The organism is Legionella saoudiensis (assembly GCF_001465875.1).
GTDB classification, from domain to species: domain Bacteria; phylum Pseudomonadota; class Gammaproteobacteria; order Legionellales; family Legionellaceae; genus Legionella; species Legionella saoudiensis.
This window is the reverse complement of record NZ_LN901324.1, coordinates 1048774-1070306: the sequence shown is the minus strand read 5'-3', so window position 1 is coordinate 1070306 and position 21533 is coordinate 1048774. Positions and strand designations below refer to the sequence as shown.

Here is a 21533-nt window from a genome sequence, read left to right as displayed (position 1 = left end):
GTCAGGATATTAACTTCTTATTCATCAGTTAAACGGAAGTACTTTGTTCCGAAATATCTTTGTAATTTCTTTCTAATTGTACCGCGGCTAATACCTAACATTTTAGCTGCTTGCAGCTGATTACCACGACGTTTTTCCATTACAGCTTGTAATAATGGAGGTTCAACTTCAGACAAAATCATGTCATAAAGATCGTCAATATTTTTGTTTTTATTTTCTGAGAGAAAACGAGTAACCAGATTATAAACTAAATCCTGGAGACCTTGGTCTTGTTTGATAATTGACTGGGTAGCTTCAGGTGTTTCAATGACATTCATCTTAACTTCCTTATTATTAATTAAATCAACAACAGTCCAATTGCTAACATATGCAATGAAAGCAACATTGATTGTACATGAAGGATAATTGATATTCTATATTTTCAAGCTAAAAACATGCATTTTTTTCGAACAATTCACTCTCTACTAGATTGAATAGAGAGCAATCGGACTCTTCCGATGACAATGAGTTTCGAAGTTTATCTAACTGTTCGAGCATTTTTACTTGACGAGACTCATCGTTAAAAAATTGAGTCACATAGTGCGTTAACTCGTCAACATTACAATCATATTGCAGAAACTCAGGAACTATCATTTTATTAGAGAGAAGATTGCATAGACCGAGAAACTTAACTTTAATGAGCTTGGCTGCCAATATATAAGTAATAAATGAGGATTTATAAATAATACACATGGGTTTTTTTAATAAAGCACATTCTAATGATGCGGTCCCTGAGGCAACAATAACAAAATCTGCTGCAGCCATACAACTTAAGGCTTGGCCTTTTACAAAGGTTATCGGTAGATTACTGTTTGCAAAATAGTGAGTAATTTTTTCTGAATCAATAGTTTCTGCGATAGGGACAACAAATTGCCAATCAGGATATTGCCGATGCAACCGTTCGGCAGTATCTCGAAGTATAGGCATGTGACGCTCAATTTCATTATGACGGCTTCCAGGGAGTAAGCCAAAAATTTTAGCATCTACCGGAATATTTAATATTTTTCGCTGAGAAGTACGATCACCAACAGCATTAATTTTTTCAACTAAGGGATGTCCAACGAAATTTACAGGAACTTTAGCGTTTTCATAAATAGTTTTTTCGAAGGGTAAAATAACAGCCATTCGATCAACGCATTCTTTAATCAGATGAATACGCTTTGCTTTCCACGCCCAAATTTGCGGGCTAATATAATAAAGAATTTTAATTCCTAATTTACGTTTTGCGTATTTAGCTAGTCGTAAATTAAAACCTGGATAATCAACTAAAATAAGCAAATCAGGTTTTTGCTGCTGTAAATGCTTTTTAATCGCCTGAAATGCTTGGCGAATAACTTTGAGGTGGCGAATGACCTCAGTGATTCCAGTAACTCCATAACGAGCCAAATCTGAAATTAATTCGACTCCTGCCTCGTGCATGTGCTTACCACCAATACCCGTTATTTCTATATTGGAATAGTTTGCTTTTAGTTGTCTAATCAGTGCAGAGGCATGAACATCGCCAGACTCTTCACCTGCAATAATCACAATTCGTTTAGCTTTTTGCATGACGTTCCATAAGATTATTATGAATTAGTGACGTAACTTGCTCTGCAGTATGTAGCGCTGCCAGTCCATCTTCACCAGTAACCAAAGGCGTACTGTTTTCATCGATGCATTTTAAAAAGGCTTTAATTTCTTCAAATAAGGCATCGCCTTTTTCAAGCTCCTTTTGTTCATGGACAATATCAGGAACTCCAGGAAACATTTCCCCAGTACCTTTTTTAAATACCGAAAGATGCTTACTTTGATAGTCAATGGATAAGAAACAATCTTCTTGAAGTATTTTAGTTTTTCTCGACGTATTGAAACTGACTCGGCTTGCAGTAAGGTTCGCCACACAGTGATTTGCGAAGGTAAGGCGTACATGAGCGATATCAATGGCCTTAGTTAATATTGGTGTTCCTTGGGCTAGAATTGATACAATAGGACTTTTTACCATATTTTGAATTAAATCAATATCATGAATCATTAAGTCCAGTATTACGTTGACATCTGCACCGCGAGGGGTAAAGGGGGCCAGACGCTCTGCTTCAATGAATAAAGGCTTTTCTAAATAATTATCTAAAGCCATGCGAACAGAATTAAAACGCTCAAGATGTCCTATTTGCAGTTTCGCTTGATGTTTTTTTGCTAACTGAATTAATTCTTCAGCTTGGGCAGTGGTTTCAGTAATGGGTTTTTCTAGCAATACATGGATGCCTTGCTCTAAAAAGGCTTTAGCTAGTTCATAATGCATGCTGGTTGTCGCGGCAATACTTACAGCATCAACTTTACCAAATAAGTCACGGTAATTAGTATAAGCAGGAACATTGAGCTCCAAGCCGACTTTCTTTGCTGTTTCTTCATGTAAGTCGCATACGGCAACTAACTCGGCATGAGGAATCAATTGATATTTTTGGGCATGAAAACGCCCTAGATAACCAACACCGACTACGGCGCAGCGAATTTTATTCATACAATGCTCATTTGCTAATTATTTGTGCGCGATGATCGCATTTCCTGAAAGATAAATCAATTTTAATCATTAAAAGAACATTTCCAAATGGCTCGTGTCTATGTATCATTAGGGCCATTTTTAAGGCACTTGGAATAATAATGAATAAAACGAGATTAATTGCCGGGGTAGATGAAGTGGGGCGCGGGCCTTTGGCTGGGGCAGTAGTCACTGCTGCAGTTATTTTAAAGGAGCCTATTGAGGGACTTGCTGATTCAAAAAAATTAAGTGCTAAGAAGCGTAAGTTATTATCGTTGCAAATACAGGAGCAGGCTTTGGCATTTGCTTATGGGCGTGCAGAGGTTGATGAAATTGACTCTTTGAATATTCATCAGGCTACTTTGCTTGCCATGCAGCGAGCGGTAGAGGCGCTGCCGATTAAACCTGATGAAGTTTTGGTTGATGGGGCACATGCTCCGAAACTAAGCATTCCTTGCCATGCGATTGTTCAAGGGGATGCGCTGATTCCGGAAATAAGCGCTGCATCCATACTTGCAAAAGTATTGCGTGATGAAGAAATGGAGGCGCTTGATGCTCTATATCCTGGTTATGGTTTTGCTGACCATAAGGGATACCCTACAGTCACGCATCGAGAGGCTTTGGTGCGGTTAGGGCCTTGCGTGATTCATCGTCGCAGTTATGCACCGGTAGCCGCTTTATTAGCCTAGCCTGTACTTCAAGCGGGATTAATTTCCCCAGATATGTTTCACTGTCATCATGAGGGTGCCAATGGCAATAATCTAAGCCCAGTGCCAACACCCTGGGTTGCTTCGGCACTACGTTTCTCGCAATGACACGGTTAATATTTGAGCAATAGTGACTGAGTTTAAATATGCTATGCATTGGTTTCCTGAGTAGGTATGCTTTATCCGTCATTGCGAACGCAAGTGAAGCCACCCAAAGTTTTGGGCTTCGATCTAACAACTTCATGTGAATGAATTTAGCGCAAACAATTAAATAAAATCTTATGTGAGCTAATCGACATTAATACCCCAAAGCCTGCGAGAAAGGTTACCATTGCAGTTCCACCATAACTCACTAAAGGCAAAGGAATACCCACAACCGGGATAATTCCCATAACCATACCTATGTTCACAAAGCCCGACATAAAAAATGACATGGCAAGACTTGCTGCAAGAAGTCGCGTATAAGTGGTTTGTGCATTGGAGGCAATATTAAGACTTCTTAACGAAATTAAGACAATTAGGGCAATAATCGCAAATCCGCCTGCAAAGCCAAATTCTTCGCCACTTACAGCAAAAATGAAGTCTGTGGCATGCTCAGGTAGAAAGTTTAGATGCGATTGGCTTCCTTGGAGCCAACCTTTTCCAACCAGACCTCCAGAACCAATAGCAATTTTGGATTGAATAATGTGATACCCTGAGCCCAATGGATCTTGTTCTGGATCGAGCAGGGTATAAACACGTTGTTTCTGGTAATCATGCATCACATGCCAAACTGCGGGGATTGCTGCACCAATTAACAGGATCAACATTAAAATTACTTTAAAGCGAATACCTGCAAGAAATATAACGCAAAAACCAGCCGCTGCTACCATAATCGCCGTGCCTAAATCGGGCTGCTTGGCAATGAGCAAGGCAGGGATACCGATAATAATGCCTGCAACAGAAATTGACTTCAAACTACTAGGGCGAGTTTGACGGTCAAAATACCAAGCTGCCATCATCGGTACGGCTAATTTCATGATTTCAGAAGGTTGAAAACGGAACAATCCTAATTCCAGCCATCGCTGCGCCCCTTTACCAATTTTACCCATCAACATTACTGCAATGAGTAAACCTAAACCAACACTGTAAATCCAGGGAGTCCATATTTTGTATTTATGAGGGGGGATAAATCCCAAGACAATCATAATTAATGTGGCAAAAACCAAACGCATGGATTGGCGTAAAATCATGCTCATATTCGCGTTAGATGCACTATAAAGAATTAAAAGGCCTAAGCTAATTAAAAGCAGTAAAAGACCTAATAGTGGAAGGTCCAAATGAAGTGATTTTGTAGTAAACCGATAAACGGGTTTATTGTGTCTTCTGTTCATGAGTTGTTTTCATCGGATAAAGTTCGTAATAAGTATCTAGTATCTTGCGGGCAACCACAGAGGCCGTAAAATCATTTTCAACCACAACGGCTATGGCAATCTCTGGCTTATCTACTGGAGTAAATGCAATAAAGAGTGAATTATCACGTAAGGCTTCAGGGATATCTTCATATTTAGCCTTTTCATATTGTCGACCGCTAAAGACTTGCGCTGTGCCTGTTTTACCTGCTACAGGGTAAGGTGGATTGCGACCAAATCGATAGCCTGTCCCTTCATTACTGGTAAGGACGCTGTGCATGGCCTCTTTAACAATATCCCAATTGGCTTCATCTTTAAGATAAATTGGATATTCTTCAATAAGCTTATAATGTTTTGCTTTACCAGTATCACTGTTTACTGTTTTTGTCAGTAAGTGAGGGCGGAAACGCTGACCACGCTGGCTTAGTGAAGCTGTAGCATTAGCAATTTGCAAGGGAGTAGCCAGCATAAAGCCTTGCCCAATTGAAGTAATTAATGTATCACCAGGGTACCAAGTGACTCCCTTCGTTTGCTTTTTCCAGCGAAGGCTTGGCACAATACCTGATGCCTCTTCATATAGATCAATATGGCTTAAATGGCCTAGACCAAACTTAACTAACATATCTTCAATATTAGATATGCCCATTTTATTACCTAGCTGATAATAAAATGTATCGCAGGATACGGTGATGGAGCGCTTAAAGTTAATCATTCCGTGGCCACCTTTTTTCCAGTCTCGATAAATATGGCTAGAATTAGGCAGTTTGTATTTGCCTGGATCGTAAATTGTACTTGAGGTCGTGATAAATCCTTTATCCAGCCCAGCTAGCCCTACAAAGGGTTTAATTGTCGATGCGGGAGGATAAACACCACGTACGGCTCGATTAAACAAAGGTCTTTGAAGCGTATTCGATAGAGCTTTATAGTCCTTGGAGCTCACTCCACTAACAAAAATATTAGGATCAAAACTTGGCGAACTTACCATAGCTAATACTTCGCCGTTTTTAGAATTAATTACTACCGCTGCCCCGCGTTTACCTTGCAGGGCTTCATAAGCTGCTTTTTGTAAGCGAATATCAATACTTAAATAAAGTTTAGCGCCTGAGTGTGGATTCATCTTGTCAATTACGCGTAAGGTTCGCCCACTTACATCAGTTTCTACCATCTGATATCCCACAGTCCCATGCAAAATATCTTCGTAATATTTTTCAATTCCAGCTTTTCCAATAAAGTTAGTGGCTCGATAATTAGTTGGATCTACGGTTTTTAACTCTTGGAGATTAATACGGCCAACATAACCTAAAACATGGGCAGTTATTTCGCCAAGCGGATAATGGCGCATTAAGCGTGCTTTAATACTAACACCTGGAAAGTGATATTGATTAATTGCAAACAGAGCAACTTCTTCTTGAGTTAATTTTAATTTAATGGGAATTGGCATAAAGGAGCGATTTTGTTTGCGCGCTCGATTAAAGCTTATTTCATCATCTTCAGTAATCGAAGGAAGTAATTTACGTAATTGTTTAATGGTTTTATTGATGTCTTTCACATGTTCAGGAATTATCTCAAGAACATAAACAGGGATATTCTCAGCTAATAATACGCCATTTCTATCAAGAATCACTCCTCGTGGTGGGGCAATGGGGGTAATGCTCATTTGGTTCTTTAAAGATAAGGTTTGGTATTTTCTAAATTCAGAGATTTGCAGGTAAGCAAGTCTTAACACCAGAATTAAAGACAAAATAATTATAAATGCAACGAGCAAATTAAGTCTAAAACGTTGATTCTGTGATTCGGATTGATAATTATTAAATGAGTGATTTAGCCGCATCGCATACAGTCAGTTAACGAGGTTCAAAAGGGTGCATAGTATATTAAAATCTAGCTTTTTGCCATTGGCCAGGTTTACATTTCTAGGTCTTGGGTAGCTTATGAGTAATATTGTGCCTCTTCAGGAGCTCCATCATCATATTCTTCGGGATTTTTTTAGTTTGAAGTTATTTATGATAAGGATGATTATTCATAATCGACCAAGCTCGATATAATGTTTCTAACAAAATGATTCGAACTAGAGGGTGGGGCAAGGTGAGTTTTGATAAAGACCACCGCTCATTACATAACTTAAGTACTTCCTGTGATAAACCCTCCGGGCCGCCAATTAGAAAACATAAATGGCTGGAAATTTGCTGTAGTTGAGTTATTTTTTGTGCTAATTCTTCGCTACTGAACGATTTGCCTTCAATTTCTAAAGCAATAATTCGTGCGCCAGTAGGAAGCGCCTCTTTAATTAACGCAGATTCTTTTTCCATGATGCGTGTAAGATCAGAGGACTTACTACGGCGAATAAGGGGGATTTCAATTATTTTTAACTGAATACCGTCATTAAATCGTTTAGCATAATCGTTACTTCCTTGAGTAACCCAATCGGGCATTTTATTGCCCAAAGTAATTACGGTGATTTTTAACATAGTAATCAACTTTTGGGTTGTTCTTCCCAAAGTCCTTCTAGATTATAAAATTGTCTGCTTTCAGGTTGCATAACATGGACAATAAAATCACCAAAATCAATAAGAACCCAGTCACCAGTTTCAAGTCCTGTGCAATGTAATGCGGGTAAACCAGCTAATTTCATATCTTCCATAACTTTTTGACCAATCGCCTTAACGTGACGGGAGGCACGTCCGGAAGCAATAAGCATATAATCCGTGATTGTGGTTTGTTTGCGCACATCGATTACTTTAATATCGGTAGCTTGAATATCTTCAAGCGCATGTAAGAGTTTAGCTAGCATTGGATGTTGATCAGACATAAGCAAGGTATCTTCTATCAAAAAATCGTGGATGATAGCAGTATTTTTTTGATATAAAAAGGGTTATGTTGCAGAATAAGCCTTGTTAACTCTCATTGCGAATGAAGTGAAGCATCCAGAGAGGGATTACTTCACTTGGCATGAGTAACTTAATCAGTAAGTTTTACGCGCGTTAATAAAAACTTAATTACAGCAAATAAAACCAAACAACCAATTGCTGCAATAAAAAGGATTCCTAATTGTTGAGTAAAGGCTGCTGCATAAAGCGACTTTAGCACTGCGATATTGGTCTCGCCTGTAGGAATTGAAGTTAAAGAGGCCAATTTTCCAGAAAGAAAACCACCGATTCCTAAAGAAACAAAGAATATCCCCATCATCGTGCTTACTTTATTTTTATCAGCAAGTAAGGTTATTGCCGATAAGCCCACAGGCGAGAGCAATAATTCAGCTAATGAAAACATTAAATAAGCAGGGATAATCAATAAGGGAAACAATAATGCCGTACGTTCCGTAAAATTAGTGACTAAAACAATCACTGCATAGGCTGCGGTGGTGATAAAAATAGCGAGTAAGAATTTTTTGCCAATGCTGAGGCCACGCTCTATTAAATTGAGTTGTTGATTTCTTTTCGCTAAAAAATAACCTATCACGAGCATTCCAATACTTTGAATAGTCACATAATAGGGGGCAGGGAATTGAATACCGCAAAAAGTTGGCTCTACCACACGGGAGATGAATAGAGTTAACGACATAAACATTTGGAAATAGAAGGACCAAAATACAACGGAAATAATGCACAATAAACCAATCACCAATGTTTGTCGTGATTGATTGGCATTTTCGCCACTAACTGCATAGCTAATATAGCCTGCAGAGAATAAAACCACTAATCCAAAGATCAGATTCGCTAATTGGGGAGAGTTTAAAATATAAAACGATAAAGCCCAAAGAAATACAATCAATAGGAAGGCAATAGCTATTTTTTTAGTTTGAAATACAAAAGGATTATAGTCTTTAATTTGGTATTTTTTAATGCCAAAAGAAAACACTAAAAAGGCAATGACCATACCTATTGCCGCACTAGTAAAGGAAGCAGCCCAGCCAAAATACTCATTGAGAATACTTGGTAAGGTCGTACCTAAAATAATACCGGAGGTGATTCCCATATAAAAAATGGTAAAGCCACTTTCACGTCGAGCCGATCCCTGTAAATACTCATTGCCTAGCAAAGAGGAGATGTTGGGCTTTAATAACCCTGTTCCTACGGCAATGCCGGCGAGTGAGGCTGTGAGGATGCTTACACTATCCACAGAGGAAAGGAGACAATAACTGGTAAAAAGTACGATTGCTCCTAAGAGAACCGCTCTTTTTTGGCCGATTAATTTATCTGCAATCCATCCACCAACCACTGGAGAGAGATAGGTCAGGGCTGTGAATGAGCCAACCAGTGCATAAATTTGTTTATCAGGCCATTTAAAATGTAAGGCTAAATAGAGTGCTAAAAGTGATTGTACGACATAAAAACCATAACGCTCCCACATCTCCGTAGCAAAGTAAATCCCCAGAGATTTAGGGTGTTTTTCTGAATGATTCTGCACTTTATATATTCACAATTAATCAAGATTGCGCTAAGTATATCATAGCATAATTTAGACGCCTACATGGCATAAAGCATGGAGTCTTAATATGGCGCCGCGATCATGAGCATGATTATCAAACCCTATGCGCTGAATGCGCTCTAGTGTATGATTCATCTAATTTTTTAGCTATGGAGCAAGCTTTATGGATGCGAACAAGTCTAAGCGGATAATAAGGGCAAATCACGGTACAGAAAAGCAGGCCAAAAATTGGTTAGCTGAAGCAGCATTGCGTATGCTGCATAATAATTTGGATCCTGAGGTTGCGGAAAATCCTGACTCACTAATTGTTTATGGTGGCTTGGGAAAAGCTGCACGCAATTGGGATTGCTTTGAAAAAATTGAAGAAGTACTCAAATCATTAGATGTAAATCAAACATTATTGATTCAATCAGGTAAGCCTGTAGGTGTATTTACCACTCATGAAGACGCACCACGCGTGTTGATCGCGAATTCAAATTTGGTTCCTCGTTGGGCAACTTGGGAGCATTTCAATGAGCTCGATAAAAAGGGCTTAATGATGTATGGTCAAATGACTGCCGGAAGTTGGATTTACATCGGTTCACAGGGAATAGTGCAAGGCACTTATGAAACTTTTGTGTCTGCTGCCAGTAAGCATTATCAGGGTGACCTGTCTGGCCGATGGATTCTTACTGCAGGTCTAGGTGGCATGGGTGGGGCGCAACCCTTGGCTGGAACAATGGCTGGTGCGAGTGTATTAGCGGTAGAGTGTGATTTATCGCGTATTGAAAAGCGTTTGAAAACCCGTTACTTAGACAAATATACTAGTAATTTAGACGAGGCTTTGGCTTGGATTAATGAATCTTGTGCGCAGAAGAAGCCTTTATCTGTAGCGATTTTAGGAAATGCGGCTGAAGTTTTTCCAGAGCTGGTTGCGCGCGGCGCCACTCCTTCATTAGTAACTGATCAAACCAGTGCTCATGATCCGCTTAATGGGTACCTGCCTGCAGGTTGGACTTTGGAGTATGCAGAAAAAATGCGGCAAATGGCCCCTGATGAAGTGGTACAAGCGGCTAAAAAATCCATGGCTATTCAAGTACATGCAATGCTTGAGTTTCATAAGCGAGGAATTCCGGTTTTTGATTACGGCAACAACATTCGCCAAATGGCTCTTGAGGCCGGCGAGCAACATGCCTTTGACTTCGAAGGCTTTGTGCCAACATATATTCGCCCACTGTTTTGTGAAGGCATTGGACCATTTCGTTGGGTTGCCTTGTCAGGAGATCCAAAGGACATTTATGCGACAGATGAAATGGTGAAGAAATTAATTCCTGATAATAAACACTTACATCGTTGGCTGGATATGGCTAAAGAAAAAATTGCCTTCCAGGGTTTGCCTGCGCGTATTTGTTGGGTGGGCTTAAAAGATAGAGCCCGTCTGGCCTTGGCTTTTAATGAGATGGTGAAAAGTGGTGCGGTTAAGGCACCAATTGTCATTGGTCGTGATCATTTGGATTCGGGTTCCGTTGCAAGTCCTAATCGTGAAACTGAAGGCATGATGGATGGAAGTGATGCTGTATCTGATTGGCCTTTATTAAATGCTCTATTAAATTGTGCAAGTGGTGCCACTTGGGTAAGCCTTCATCATGGAGGTGGTGTTGGCATGGGGTTCTCTCAGCATGCTGGTGTTGTTATTGTTGCTGATGGAACAGAGAAGGCGGCTTTGCGGTTAGCCCGTGTGCTGCATAATGATCCCGCTACTGGAGTGATGCGTCATGCTGATGCAGGCTATGAGCTTGCAAAAAAATGTGCAAAAGAAAATGGGCTGTGGTTGCCTATGGTGGAATAGGACGTAGGTTGGGTCAGGGACCCAACCTACAAATATGGTAGTGAGGGCAAGCCTCATTAAGTTGTAAAAAGGAGTTAGTTTATGTCTGAACATTTTATCCTGGAACCGGGACAATTAACCTTACACTCAATCAAACAAATTTTGAGTAATCAATTACCCTGTTCTCTTGCAAGCCATGCATTTGAAGTGATTAATACTTCTCATCAAACCGTAAAAAAAGTTATTCAGGATAAGAAAACAGTTTATGGTATTAATACGGGTTTTGGTTCCCTGGCAAATCAAACAATTCCCACAGAAAAGTTAAAACAATTACAACGCAACATCGTGTTGTCACATGCCTGCGGCACAGGCGAATTATTGGCAGATGATATTGTTGCCATGATTATGCTGCTTAAAATTAACAATTTAGCTCAAGGTTATTCAGGAGTACGCCTGGAATTAATCGAAGCCTTATTGACACTATTCAATCACCAAGTGTACCCCTGTATTCCAGCTAAAGGTTCAGTTGGGGCTTCGGGTGATTTAGCGCCTTTAGCTCATATGGCTTTACCTTTACTTGGAGTGGGTGAAGTACGACATCAAGGGAAACTGATTAGTGCCGAGGAAGGGCTAAAAATAGCAGGGCTTAAACCACTGGAGTTGGAAGCTAAAGAAGGCTTGGCCTTACTTAACGGTTTGCAAGTTTCCGCCGCTATTGCAATAAAAGCTTTATTTGTAACAGAGAACTTATTTGAGGTGGCTCTAATTACTGGGGCTTTATCCGTTGATGCCGCACGTGGAAGTGATGTACCTTTTGACGATCGTATTCATAAGGCACGAGGCCATCAAGCACAACGTGAAGTTGCTGCATTATATCGAGAATTATTAGCAGGTAGCCAAATCCGTGAATCGCATCGTGATTGTTCCCGCGTCCAAGACCCTTATTCACTACGTTGCCAACCCCAGATTATGGGCGCAGCCTTACATCAAATTAGCTTTGTCCGAGACACCTTACAGGTTGAAGCTAATGCCATTTCCGATAATCCTTTGGTGTTTAGCGAACAGGGAGATATACTTTCAGGCGGTAATTTCCATGGAGAAATCGTTGCAATGGCTGCAGATAATTTAGCTTTAGCTATTGCGGAAATTGGAGCGAATGCGGAGCGTCGCATTGCCTTATTAATTGATAAGAATTTCAGTGAGTTACCTGCATTTTTAATTAAAGAAAGCGGTTTAAATTCAGGCTTTATGATTGCTCATGTGACGGCAGCAGCATGTGCTAGTGACAACAAGGCTTTAGCCCATCCCCATTCAGTTGATAGCTTACCCACATCAGCTAATCAGGAAGATCATGTATCCATGGCAACGAGTGCTGCACGACGTTTACATGAAATGAACGATAATACTGCGACTATTTTAGCGATCGAGATGCTAGCCGCCTGCCAAGGAATTGAGTTTCATAAACCGTTAAAAACTTCACCCTTGTTGGAGGATGTGTATAATACGGTGCGAGCGGAAGTAGCTCCTTATGACTATGATCGTTATTTTGCCCCAGATATTGCTGCGGTAAAAGAAATGATTTTGCACGAGAAGTTCTCTCGGTCTGAAATATAAACGGGCATTAAGTTAATCAATGAGGATTGAGTGAGTATAGAAATTTATACCGATGGGGCATGTAAAGGGAACCCTGGACCTGGTGGTTGGGGTGTCTTGCTTCGCTATAAAGGCAAAGAGAAAACTTTACATGGAGGAGAGGCACATACGACCAATAACCGCATGGAGCTAATGGCCGCAATTAAAGGGCTGGAGGCGCTCACCCGACCTTGTGAGGTCGATTTGTATACTGACTCTCAATACTTACGACAAGGAATGATGAGTTGGATGCACGGCTGGAAAAAAAATGGCTGGCGCAACTCCAAAAAAGAGCCCGTAAAAAATGCAGATCTTTGGGCTCTTTTAGACGAATTGGCCTCACGCCATCAAATAAAGTGGCATTGGGTCAAAGGACACTCAGGGCATGCGGAAAATGAATTGGTTGATGCATTAGCCAACCAAGGTATTGAAGAATTAAGTGAGTAATAATGCGACAAGTTGTATTAGATACAGAAACCACCGGAATTGGCCATGAGCAGGGCCATCGCGTCATCGAAATTGGCTGTGTGGAATTATTTGATCGAAAATTAACTGGAAAACATTTCCATGTTTATCTTAACCCAGAGCGTTTGGTTGATGAAGGCGCCTTTCGTGTGCATGGAATTAGTGATGACTTTTTGAAAGATAAGCCCTTATTTTCGGAGATTGTTTCTGATTTTTTACAATTTATTGGTGGTTCGGAATTAATTATTCATAACGCCGCGTTCGACGTAGGCTTTTTGAATTCTGAATTAAAACATGTGCAATGGAAAAAAAGTTTAGAAGAATATTGTGATGTATTTGACACGCTAACTTATGCGCGAGATAAATTTCCCGGTCAACGTAATAGCTTGGATGCCTTGTGTAAGCGTTTTGGTATTGATCATTTTAATCGAGAATTTCACGGCGCATTACTCGATGCGGAGATTTTGGCTTTTGTTTATCTGGCATTAACCGGTGGACAGAGTAGCTTGTTTGGTGAGGTTGAAGAGACTAACAGTAAGAAAGAAGTGCAGGTGCAAGAAATTGCAGCACTGCGTTTAGCAAACCCCATCGTGATACAGGCTTTAGCTGATGAGATTGAATCGCATCAGAGTTTTATTGAGTTTTTGAGTAAAAAGTCTGGGGTGAATTATTGGGATGAAGTTTAGTTGAGCTCTCTTTTCAGAGGTGAGCAAGCTAAGCAGTTGGCTTTAAAGGCTGCCTCACCCGCATGAATAGTATTTGAGCGCGGGAGAGGGCTTATTTATGTGCCCAGCTAAACTATTTATTTAACCGGGCACACTTTTTCTATCACACCAAAGTCATCGTTGATTCATTAACAACTTTAGATGATGGCTCCGTATCATTCGCTTTAAATACCCCTTCGCGACGCATCGTTTGCGCATTCGAATGAGTGCTTGGATTACGATAATCAGGTACCATCACCTGAGTTTGTCGGCGTTCTACTTCCGCATCATTAGCCGGCTCAGTTACTATTACTGGGTTTAATTGATTCATCGGTCCGGGCTTGGCAAAACTCACCATACGATTACGTGACGGGTCGCCGTTACGAACAAGTGGAACATCGGGGCCATCAACCGTATAGCCTAGGCCATGCTCTTGTAATTTTTGTCTCCAATAGGTCATCGAATGGAACTTACGTGTTTCTGTCATTTCTTCTTGCAGAGATACCCCTGTAGCGATATTAAAGACTGTATGTGCCATATGAGCCATGCTCATGGTTTCTTCATCTGTAACATCATGATCTACGAGTAAGAAACGGCCATTTGGTCGAAGAACACGTTTCACTTCCTCTAAGAAATGCTCTAATTCCTCATCTCCAAAATGGTGTAGACCCACATAACAGGTAATTACATCAGCGCTATTATCCTTAAGCTTAGCTAAATTAGGATTGCTGTAATCTAATTGCTCGAAGCGATCATAAGGACGAGGGAAACCTGTTTGGATGTAATCTGTAATGGATTGTTGTTCATAGACGGCAACAACTTCACCAGTAATTTTGTAATGTTGTTTAAATCCATTAACGAAACGACCCGGATAACCAATTTCAACAAGGCCATCAATGGTTTTCATCTCTTGAGGGAGTAAGCTGTGCGCTTGCTCGCCAAGATCAGTTTTGATTGCTGATAATGAGTCAAGAATACGTAGTAAATCACCTAGGGTGCCTGGCGCAATTTCCGGCAAACGGCGTGCTAATTCCTGGTAAATTTCTTCATGGCTGTCGTTGTATTGCAGAATGTCTTCTAACAAGGCGAAGAACTTATCACTATCTAGACGATGTAATACATTCTTCAAAAATCCAGCAAATTTGGCTTTAGTTGCTTCATTTGCCATAATCACTTTAAAGTGATTTGTAGTCTCTGGTTTTGGCTCCATAAATCGTTGATAAAAACCACTAACAAATAAATGATCAGGATCCGCCTCATCCTTTGCAATCAATGCCTCATCAACGTGCGGATATGCTGCATGAAAATCCTCGGGATTCGAAATATGTTGATAAGGAAGGTAATAGGAGCCACCTTTTTCAACAGTGAGGTGTTGTGCTTGACGTATCCATTTACGGGCTTTGATGATTGCTTTTTCTTCTAGTGATTGGTTAAAGCAAAGCACCACTGCAAAGCGGTCGCCATCATGCGCATACGACATAGGTGAGCGATCATTTTGCTTAACAAAGCGTACTGAAGCATTCAGTAAGGCAACATCATTCTCTTGTAGTAAGGCACCTAACTCTTTAAGGAAATCAGCCAAGTTTTCCTCCGGTAAGAAAAACTCTTGCAGCCATTCGGTTTCGCTTTTTGATGAATTAAACATCGCATTAATAGGCGGCTGCATAATTTTATTTACGCTCATTGCCTCCCCATCATTGGCAAGCAAACGAGCACTTTCCATATTCCAATATTTTTGCCGAGCCCACGGAGAGTGGCGAGCCATGTTAATCATGATGCGATCAAGCCGTGTGCCATGCTCTGCTTCAGGGCGTAAATTATCTTGAACTGGTTTACTGTCATCCTCTTTCACATAACTTACTGCAACACCTGTGCCTAATAAGTTATTCGGGTCGAGTGATAAACGATATAAGTGCATGCGGGTATTGGGATCAGTTATTACATTCTCACGAAAATGTTGAACATATTGTTCCGGTTCAATTGCAACCCCTTTCTCTTTAAGGAGCTCGTTATCCGTAAGGTTAATGGTCGCTGAAACAATAATGCCATAGAGCCCCAATCCACCGGTAACATTATGGAACTTTTGGTCTTCGGGAGTAAGGGTTTCTAATTCACCCTCAGCGTTAATAATTGTAATAGAAGTTACGACCGTGGAAAGCATACCATCATGAATATTCCAGCCATGAATGTTAGTGCCTAGGGAACCACCCACAGAAAATACATCAGAAGCCTGCATTACTTTTAAAGCCAACTTAAATTTGTTTGCTTCCTGTTTAATATCAGACCAGATTGCACCTGCTCCAACAATAGCTTGTTTTTCCTTAGAATGAATTTCAACAGTATTGAATTTGCTTAAATCCACGACAATTAAGTTTTCATCTCCTTCAGGAAGAAATTGTTTGCCTTGACTAAAGCCAGCTCCTATAGGCATTATTTTTTTACCTTCTCGGGCTGCGTTTTTAACAAGTGCTTGTAAATCTTCGATGGTTTCTGGTGATTCCAAAACCGCGTTACGCGCGTGATGATAATCGCCACCTGCGCTGACCCCTGTTTGTTTGGCGTCAGGAACAAAGTACAAACTAACTAATTTGGGACTAATGAAACCAAAGGGCGAAGCCAGTAGAGCATATAGGTTTTTACTAAAATTACTCGCATAGATTTTCATTTGTTCTAAACGAGCTTCTTGAGTATCCTCGGTAGTGAAGAATGCCCGAAACGAATAAATACTGGCGATAAAGCTGCTAACAACCATATCAATTAATGATAGAGGGACAAAACCTAAGGCAAAAATTACTCGCTTTTGGATAAACTGAAAGGCTTTTCCAACAAAGCTTGTTGCTTTGTCACGATATATTTTATCAATCATTCCGGCTGGAATTTCGTTAAAATATCCCAGTCTAGGTAGCTTTTTCATTAGATTATTTAATACAGACATTTTAATTTTCCTTAAAAATTATGTATAAAACTTACTTTTACGTCGTCTTGTTTCTCTAAACGTTTAAGTGTCTTATGTAGATTTCTAACGGGAGCATCAAAGAGGCATATTTCGCGGTTGCTGTGGATATGATCCCCATAGCTATAGAGGGTTTTTATTTTTTTGGTCTGATTTAAGGCTTCTTTTTTCGCTAAAAGTTTATCAGCGCTATCTGTATCAATGATGCATTTAACTTGCACGCGATCTTGCCCTGCAATTTTACGTAACTCAATGCCCTGTTCTCCAAGCGCTCTAACAACAGGTTGGAATGCTGCGTAGCGTGGGGCACTAAGGCGAGCATATACTGAGGTATAAGTCTGACCGTCTTTAGTCTTAGGGGAGTCTTTAGCATAAATATGGGTATCAACTATATGGACCGCATGCTCTTGTTCTACTTGTGCCAATTGCTCTTGGAATAGACGTTTGGCTTCTTCAGGGTTATCAATGTCTTGAGCATTGAATTTGACTAATATATCAGTGGAAGGTGGCACTTCATTGTTTTCCTGGTGATACCAGTAGCTTAATGGTTTCGAAATCCATTTTCTAGCCCATAGCTCACAGGAGACTACCGTCCAAGAGAACCAATCTACCCAAGTTTTATGCTCACATTGACGATATTTTTCAGCTAAATCAGCTCGCATCTCGCTGTACTTATGATCATAGAAGGGTATAGTTTGTAAGTTCGCCGCATAGTGTTCAAAAGTCGTTGCTAAATGTTGCTGCATTTCCGATGCATTGTCTTTCTTTAAAAAGGGATAAAGTAAGAGAGAAATAATTCCTTTAGGGAGTAGCTCCATTGTGGTGAATGTAGCAACAAATAGGTCCATTATCATGTATTCAGAGAATAATATTGTACTGATGCTGTCGTATTTGCGGGCAGCGGAATAGGAGTTAAATACTACTTTCCATAAATCAAAGATTTGCCGGAAGTAAGGAAATTGGAACATCGACTTATTTTCGCGAAGTAGTTTGCCATATTCTTCGGCCATTTCCACGTTGCGCCATTCCGGGCCGGTCATATAGGATTGGTATTGTTCTCGCCGATATGCTGCTTTATCTGTTAATTGAATGCGTGAATCGAGTTGGTTAACGTATTTGCCCATAAAAGATCCTTAAACCGTTAAACTAAAATCGTTTAAATGAGCATCGATTATACCAAGGGATTCTTAAGCGAGCATTAATCCTTCGTGCTAATAATAGGCAGGAATTTGAGAAAAAACCTGAATAGAGCAAATCTATTCAGGTTCTTAGAAAATAAGAATTATTTGATCAGATATTTCATTGCAAAATCTTTACCAATACACTCACCTAACGTTTTTCCCCAAGTAGATGCGTCAGTATTGCTGATTTTTGCCGGAATTGATGCATAAAGTTGGTTTTGACATTTATCAACACTTTCAGGAATTACACTAACACATTGATCATAAGTCATTTTAATTGTCTCAAGACGTTGTTTTAAGTCTGGATCATTAATAAAACCTTTACAGATTAATGTTGGAAGCATAGGGCCAATAGTCTTTAGCCATGCATCCTTAGTCATTTCAGAAGTAACATCAGATGAATCAGTTGCTGCTTCTGGCGCTGCAGGTGTTGCTGGTGTCGCAGCAGCGGGTGCTGTAGCCGGAGCAGCAGGTGTAGCAGCCGGTGCTGTGGTTGTTGTAGTTGTTGTTGTAGCACTGGGCGTAGTATCCGCACAGGCAATACTGCTTCCCAATAAAATAGAGACTGCTATAAGTGATTGTTTTTGCATAGTCTATTATCCTTAATCTGTTTCCCTCAATTAATATAGTAGAACAAATAATCGCATTTTGCCGTAAAATAATTTATTTTGTATTTTATTTGGACTAAACTAAAGTTAAGGTAATTTCTTATCTTTATTGTGATATGCAGTAAGTAAAGATAAGACATGTACTTACATATGCTGAGATGGAAAAAAAGGAACAATTATGGAAAAACAATCTGCTGTATTAGCACCTCGCTTTCTACCCCTGACTTTATTGGTATTTTTTATGCTTCCTTTGTGTTCGGCACATTCTGCAGGAAATACCTTTATTTTTAATCCGAATACATTAAGTTGGAAAGCGATTAATGAACATGGTCAGGTCGTTCGCACTGGAAGAGGTTCTGCGGGCAGAAAATATTGTCCAGATATTCATCGTGGTTGTAAAACGCCAACGGGTGTTTTTCGTATCTGGAGCAAAGGCGGACCAGGATGTCGTTCCAGTCGTTACCCTGTAGGACGGGGTGGGGCTCCAATGCCATATTGCATGTATTTTAGTAAGAATTATGCAATTCATGGTTCTTATGAAGTCCCTCATTACAACGCAAGTCACGGCTGCGTACGTTTATTGCCTAGCGATGCGAAATGGTTAAGTCAGAACTTTATGAAGATTGGCACTAAAGTGGTGATCAAGCCTTATTAAGAGACTTGTTTGGGGTAAACCTGGTTGCAAGCAACCAGGTTTGTTATTTTAAAGGGGAAGCAGATTATTCGTCCTCATCCATACTAAACGAAGAGCCACAACCACAAGTAGTTTTCGCATTAGGATTACGAATCACAAATTGTTCTCCTTGAATACCTTGAATATAATCAATCTCTGCTTCATGGAGATATTGGTAACTCATTGAGTCAACAAGAAGTTTTACCGAAGAGGTACCATCAGAGCATTGTTGAATAACCACGGTGTCATCTTCATTAATTTCTTCATCAAAACTAAAGCCATACTGAAATCCGGAACAGCCGCCGCCGGTAATAGAAACACGTAAGTTCAGATTAGAATTATTTTCCTCTCGAATTAATTCAGCTACTTTATCTGCGGCATTTACAGAAAAATGAATGTCGCTGGTAGTTGGGGATACATCTATAGCAGCCATGGTGATAACTCCGATTGTTCATTTATAAAATATATATTATACCTAGATTTTAGCTACCTAATAATCTGTTCAATAGTTGCTCCTCCCAGGCATTGGTTTTTATCATAAAAAACCACGTATTGTCCGGGTGTTACTGCCCTTTGAGGACTTGAAAACATTACATAATGCTGCCCATTATCTGGAGGAGAAATCATGCAGCCTTGCTCAGGTTGTCTGTATCTGGTTTTTGCATAGCATGTAAGGGGTAATTCATTACTGCATTCCGCCAACCAATGGATTGGTCCGCAAATAAGACCTTGTGAATACAACATCGGATGCTGGCTTCCCTGAGCTACATACAAAGTATTTGTTGCTACATCTTTATCCACTACATACCAAGGTTCATCCGATGAGCTATGCATGCCACCAATGCCTAACCCCTGGCGTTGGCCCAGAGTATAAAACATAAGGCCATCATGCTTACCCAATACCGTACCGTCTGTACTTTTCATTTCTCCAGGTTTTGCCAGAATAAATTCTTTTAAAAAGCTTTTGAAACGTCGCTCGCCAATAAAGCAGATCCCTGTGGAGTCTTTTTTAGCTTGAGTCACGAGGCCTAATTGGGTAGCAAACTCTCTAATTTCTGGTTTTGTATAATCACCAATAGGGAATAATGTTTTCCCCAGGGCTTCAGGCTCTACCGCATGTAAAAAATAGGTTTGATCTTTATCACGGTCTTTGGCTTTATAGAGATGGCCTACATTCCCTTCAATCTTATTCCGAGCATAATGGCCTGTAGCAATATAATCGGCGCCAAGCTCCAAGGCATAATTTAAAAAGGCATTAAATTTAATTTCTTTATTGCAGAGGACATCAGGATTGGGTGTTCTTCCTTTTTCATATTCACTTAAAAAATGGGTAAACACTCGATCCCAGTATTGTTCAGCAAAATTAACACTATGCAGTGGAATATCTAATTGATTGCATACTGCTTGTGCATCAGCGAGATCTTGGGCTGCAGGACAAAACGTGTCTGTATCGTCTTGTTCCCAATTTTTCATGAATAATCCTTCAACCTGGTACCCTTGTTCTTTTAATAACCAGGCAGCAACAGAAGAATCAACTCCTCCAGACATTCCAACAATAACTTTTTCTTTCATAAAATCCAGATACCGCTTATATTAATGTGTAATAGTGGGTTGGCACTAAAAAGTGCAGATTGTAAACAGAACATTATGTCATAAAAGTAGCTTAGGTGAAAGTGATGCCATAATGCAACACACAAAGGAATCCAAAAAAATGCTTTATTTACAAGAACTAGTCAAGCAAGGACAACAAAGTAAAACAGTAACGCTTAGCGAACGCTTACCGCGTTTTGTGGCCACACCTTGTGTGTTAAATGCCAGCTATCATGTTGAGACTAAGGAAGATTTTTATTTAATTCATCTACATGTCAATGGGGAACTTAAGCTGCAATGCCAGCGCTGTCTGGATGAGTTTAGTTATCCTTATGATAACAGTACGATTATTGCCGCATGCCGTACTGATGAGCGTGCAGAAGAGCTATTGGAACATTATGAATGCGTTGTAGCGCCTAACTTACAAGTAAGTTTGGATGATCTCATAATTGATGAATTACATCTCTACGCCCCTCAATTTCATCCGGAAACTGAGGATTGTAGTAAGGAAATAAATCAATTTTTAACCGAAAAAAACGGGGAATCTTAATATTTTATTCAATAAATACTTGGATTGATGTTAAAATATGGGTAATATTCCCGCTTTATGAAAGCAAATTGTTTAGGAGTAATACAATGGCCGTACAACAAAATAAAAAATCACGTTCACGTCGTGATATGCGTCGTTCGCACGATGCGTTAACAGCACCTACTTTATCTGTTGATTCTACTACTGGTGAAACTCATCTACGTCATCACATGACTCCAGATGGATACTATCGTGGCAAAAAGATTCTTGATGCGGACACTGCTTACGAATCAGACGAAGAGTAATATTTC

21 protein-coding genes are annotated in these 21533 nt (G+C 40.0%); 8 read left to right on the top strand and 13 right to left on the bottom strand.

Annotated elements, in window-relative coordinates:
- Positions 1-17 precede the first annotated feature (17 nt).
- From BN3124_RS13590 to BN3124_RS13580, 3 genes are all read right to left on the bottom strand, one after another.
- Entirely contained in the window at positions 18-317 is a 300-nt protein-coding gene (locus tag BN3124_RS13590) for a helix-turn-helix domain-containing protein (RefSeq protein WP_058535318.1), read from the bottom strand.
- A 109-nt stretch (positions 318-426) separates the two neighbouring features.
- Positions 427-1587, bottom strand: coding sequence for a lipid-A-disaccharide synthase (gene lpxB / locus BN3124_RS13585; RefSeq protein WP_058535317.1), 1161 nt, complete (start codon positions 1585-1587; stop codon positions 427-429).
- Positions 1574-2536, bottom strand: a complete 963-nt coding sequence (locus BN3124_RS13580) for a Gfo/Idh/MocA family protein (protein WP_058535316.1) — start codon at positions 2534-2536, stop codon at positions 1574-1576. Before BN3124_RS13580 ends, lpxB begins: the two co-directional genes overlap by 14 nt.
- Positions 2537-2676: 140 nt before the next feature.
- Here BN3124_RS13580 and rnhB point away from each other — a divergent pair, with 140 nt between their 5' ends.
- The gene (gene rnhB / locus BN3124_RS13575) at positions 2677-3243 is read left to right on the top strand and encodes a ribonuclease HII (RefSeq protein ID WP_058535315.1); all 567 of its coding nucleotides are present in this window, start codon (positions 2677-2679) and stop codon (positions 3241-3243) included.
- 272 nt (positions 3244-3515) lie between these two features.
- Here the strand turns inward: rnhB and rodA are convergent, their stop codons facing one another.
- The 5 genes from rodA to BN3124_RS13550 form a co-directional block, all read right to left on the bottom strand.
- On the bottom strand, positions 3516-4634 hold the full coding sequence (gene rodA / locus BN3124_RS13570) for a rod shape-determining protein RodA (protein ID WP_058535314.1): 1119 nt from the start codon (positions 4632-4634) through the stop codon (positions 3516-3518).
- Complete coding sequence (mrdA, locus tag BN3124_RS13565; RefSeq protein WP_058535313.1) at positions 4615-6483, bottom strand: penicillin-binding protein 2; 1869 nt, start codon at positions 6481-6483, stop codon at positions 4615-4617. Before mrdA ends, rodA begins: the two co-directional genes overlap by 20 nt.
- Positions 6484-6649: 166 nt before the next feature.
- Entirely contained in the window at positions 6650-7120 is a 471-nt protein-coding gene (gene rlmH / locus BN3124_RS13560; RefSeq protein WP_058535312.1) for a 23S rRNA (pseudouridine(1915)-N(3))-methyltransferase RlmH, read from the bottom strand.
- A gap of 5 nt (positions 7121-7125) precedes the next feature.
- Positions 7126-7461 (bottom strand): ribosome silencing factor, encoded by a 336-nt coding sequence (gene rsfS / locus BN3124_RS13555; RefSeq protein ID WP_058535311.1) that lies wholly within the window; start codon positions 7459-7461, stop codon positions 7126-7128.
- A gap of 149 nt (positions 7462-7610) precedes the next feature.
- Complete coding sequence (locus BN3124_RS13550; RefSeq protein WP_078061564.1) at positions 7611-9059, bottom strand: peptide MFS transporter; 1449 nt, start codon at positions 9057-9059, stop codon at positions 7611-7613.
- Between the two features lie 184 nt (positions 9060-9243).
- On the opposite strand from BN3124_RS13550, the gene hutU reads away from it, so the two are divergent.
- The 4 genes from hutU (at position 9244) to dnaQ (ending at position 13670) form a co-directional block, all read left to right on the top strand.
- The gene (gene hutU / locus BN3124_RS13545; RefSeq protein ID WP_058535309.1) at positions 9244-10908 is read left to right on the top strand and encodes a urocanate hydratase; all 1665 of its coding nucleotides are present in this window, start codon (positions 9244-9246) and stop codon (positions 10906-10908) included.
- 81 nt (positions 10909-10989) lie between these two features.
- Positions 10990-12501 carry a histidine ammonia-lyase gene (hutH, locus tag BN3124_RS13540; RefSeq protein WP_058535308.1) on the top strand — a complete coding sequence of 504 codons (1512 nt, stop codon included), beginning with the start codon at positions 10990-10992 and terminating at the stop codon, positions 12499-12501.
- Positions 12502-12531: 30 nt separating this feature from the next.
- Positions 12532-12966, top strand: coding sequence for a ribonuclease HI (gene rnhA / locus BN3124_RS13535; protein ID WP_058535307.1), 435 nt, complete (start codon positions 12532-12534; stop codon positions 12964-12966).
- Positions 12967-12968: 2 nt separating this feature from the next.
- On the top strand, positions 12969-13670 hold the full coding sequence (dnaQ, locus tag BN3124_RS13530; protein ID WP_058535306.1) for a DNA polymerase III subunit epsilon: 702 nt from the start codon (positions 12969-12971) through the stop codon (positions 13668-13670).
- 142 nt (positions 13671-13812) lie between these two features.
- On the opposite strand, the gene BN3124_RS13525 is transcribed toward dnaQ, so the two are convergent.
- The 3 genes from BN3124_RS13525 to BN3124_RS13515 form a co-directional block, all read right to left on the bottom strand.
- Positions 13813-16623 (bottom strand): FAD-binding protein, encoded by a 2811-nt coding sequence (locus tag BN3124_RS13525; protein ID WP_058535305.1) that lies wholly within the window; start codon positions 16621-16623, stop codon positions 13813-13815.
- Between the two features lie 11 nt (positions 16624-16634).
- Positions 16635-17765 carry a hypothetical protein gene (locus BN3124_RS13520; RefSeq protein WP_058535304.1) on the bottom strand — a complete coding sequence of 377 codons (1131 nt, stop codon included), beginning with the start codon at positions 17763-17765 and terminating at the stop codon, positions 16635-16637.
- Positions 17766-17923: 158 nt separating this feature from the next.
- Positions 17924-18412 carry a hypothetical protein gene (locus BN3124_RS13515; RefSeq protein WP_149865271.1) on the bottom strand — a complete coding sequence of 163 codons (489 nt, stop codon included), beginning with the start codon at positions 18410-18412 and terminating at the stop codon, positions 17924-17926.
- Positions 18413-18608: 196 nt separating this feature from the next.
- Between BN3124_RS13515 and BN3124_RS13510 the strand changes: the two genes are divergently transcribed.
- Entirely contained in the window at positions 18609-19085 is a 477-nt protein-coding gene (locus BN3124_RS13510) for a L,D-transpeptidase (RefSeq protein WP_058535303.1), read from the top strand.
- A 64-nt stretch (positions 19086-19149) separates the two neighbouring features.
- On the opposite strand, the gene erpA is transcribed toward BN3124_RS13510, so the two are convergent.
- Positions 19150-19536: an iron-sulfur cluster insertion protein ErpA gene (gene erpA, locus BN3124_RS13505; RefSeq protein ID WP_058535302.1), complete on the bottom strand. Its 387-nt coding sequence runs from the start codon at positions 19534-19536 to the stop codon at positions 19150-19152.
- Positions 19537-19589: 53 nt separating this feature from the next.
- Complete coding sequence (gene mnmA, locus BN3124_RS13500; RefSeq protein WP_058535301.1) at positions 19590-20675, bottom strand: tRNA 2-thiouridine(34) synthase MnmA; 1086 nt, start codon at positions 20673-20675, stop codon at positions 19590-19592.
- Positions 20676-20814: 139 nt separating this feature from the next.
- Between mnmA and BN3124_RS13495 the strand changes: the two genes are divergently transcribed.
- Positions 20815-21243, top strand: a complete 429-nt coding sequence (locus tag BN3124_RS13495; RefSeq protein WP_058535300.1) for a YceD family protein — start codon at positions 20815-20817, stop codon at positions 21241-21243.
- Positions 21244-21329: 86 nt separating this feature from the next.
- Positions 21330-21527 (top strand): 50S ribosomal protein L32, encoded by a 198-nt coding sequence (gene rpmF, locus BN3124_RS13490; protein WP_058535299.1) that lies wholly within the window; start codon positions 21330-21332, stop codon positions 21525-21527.
- The last annotated feature ends 6 nt before the right edge of the window (positions 21528-21533 follow it).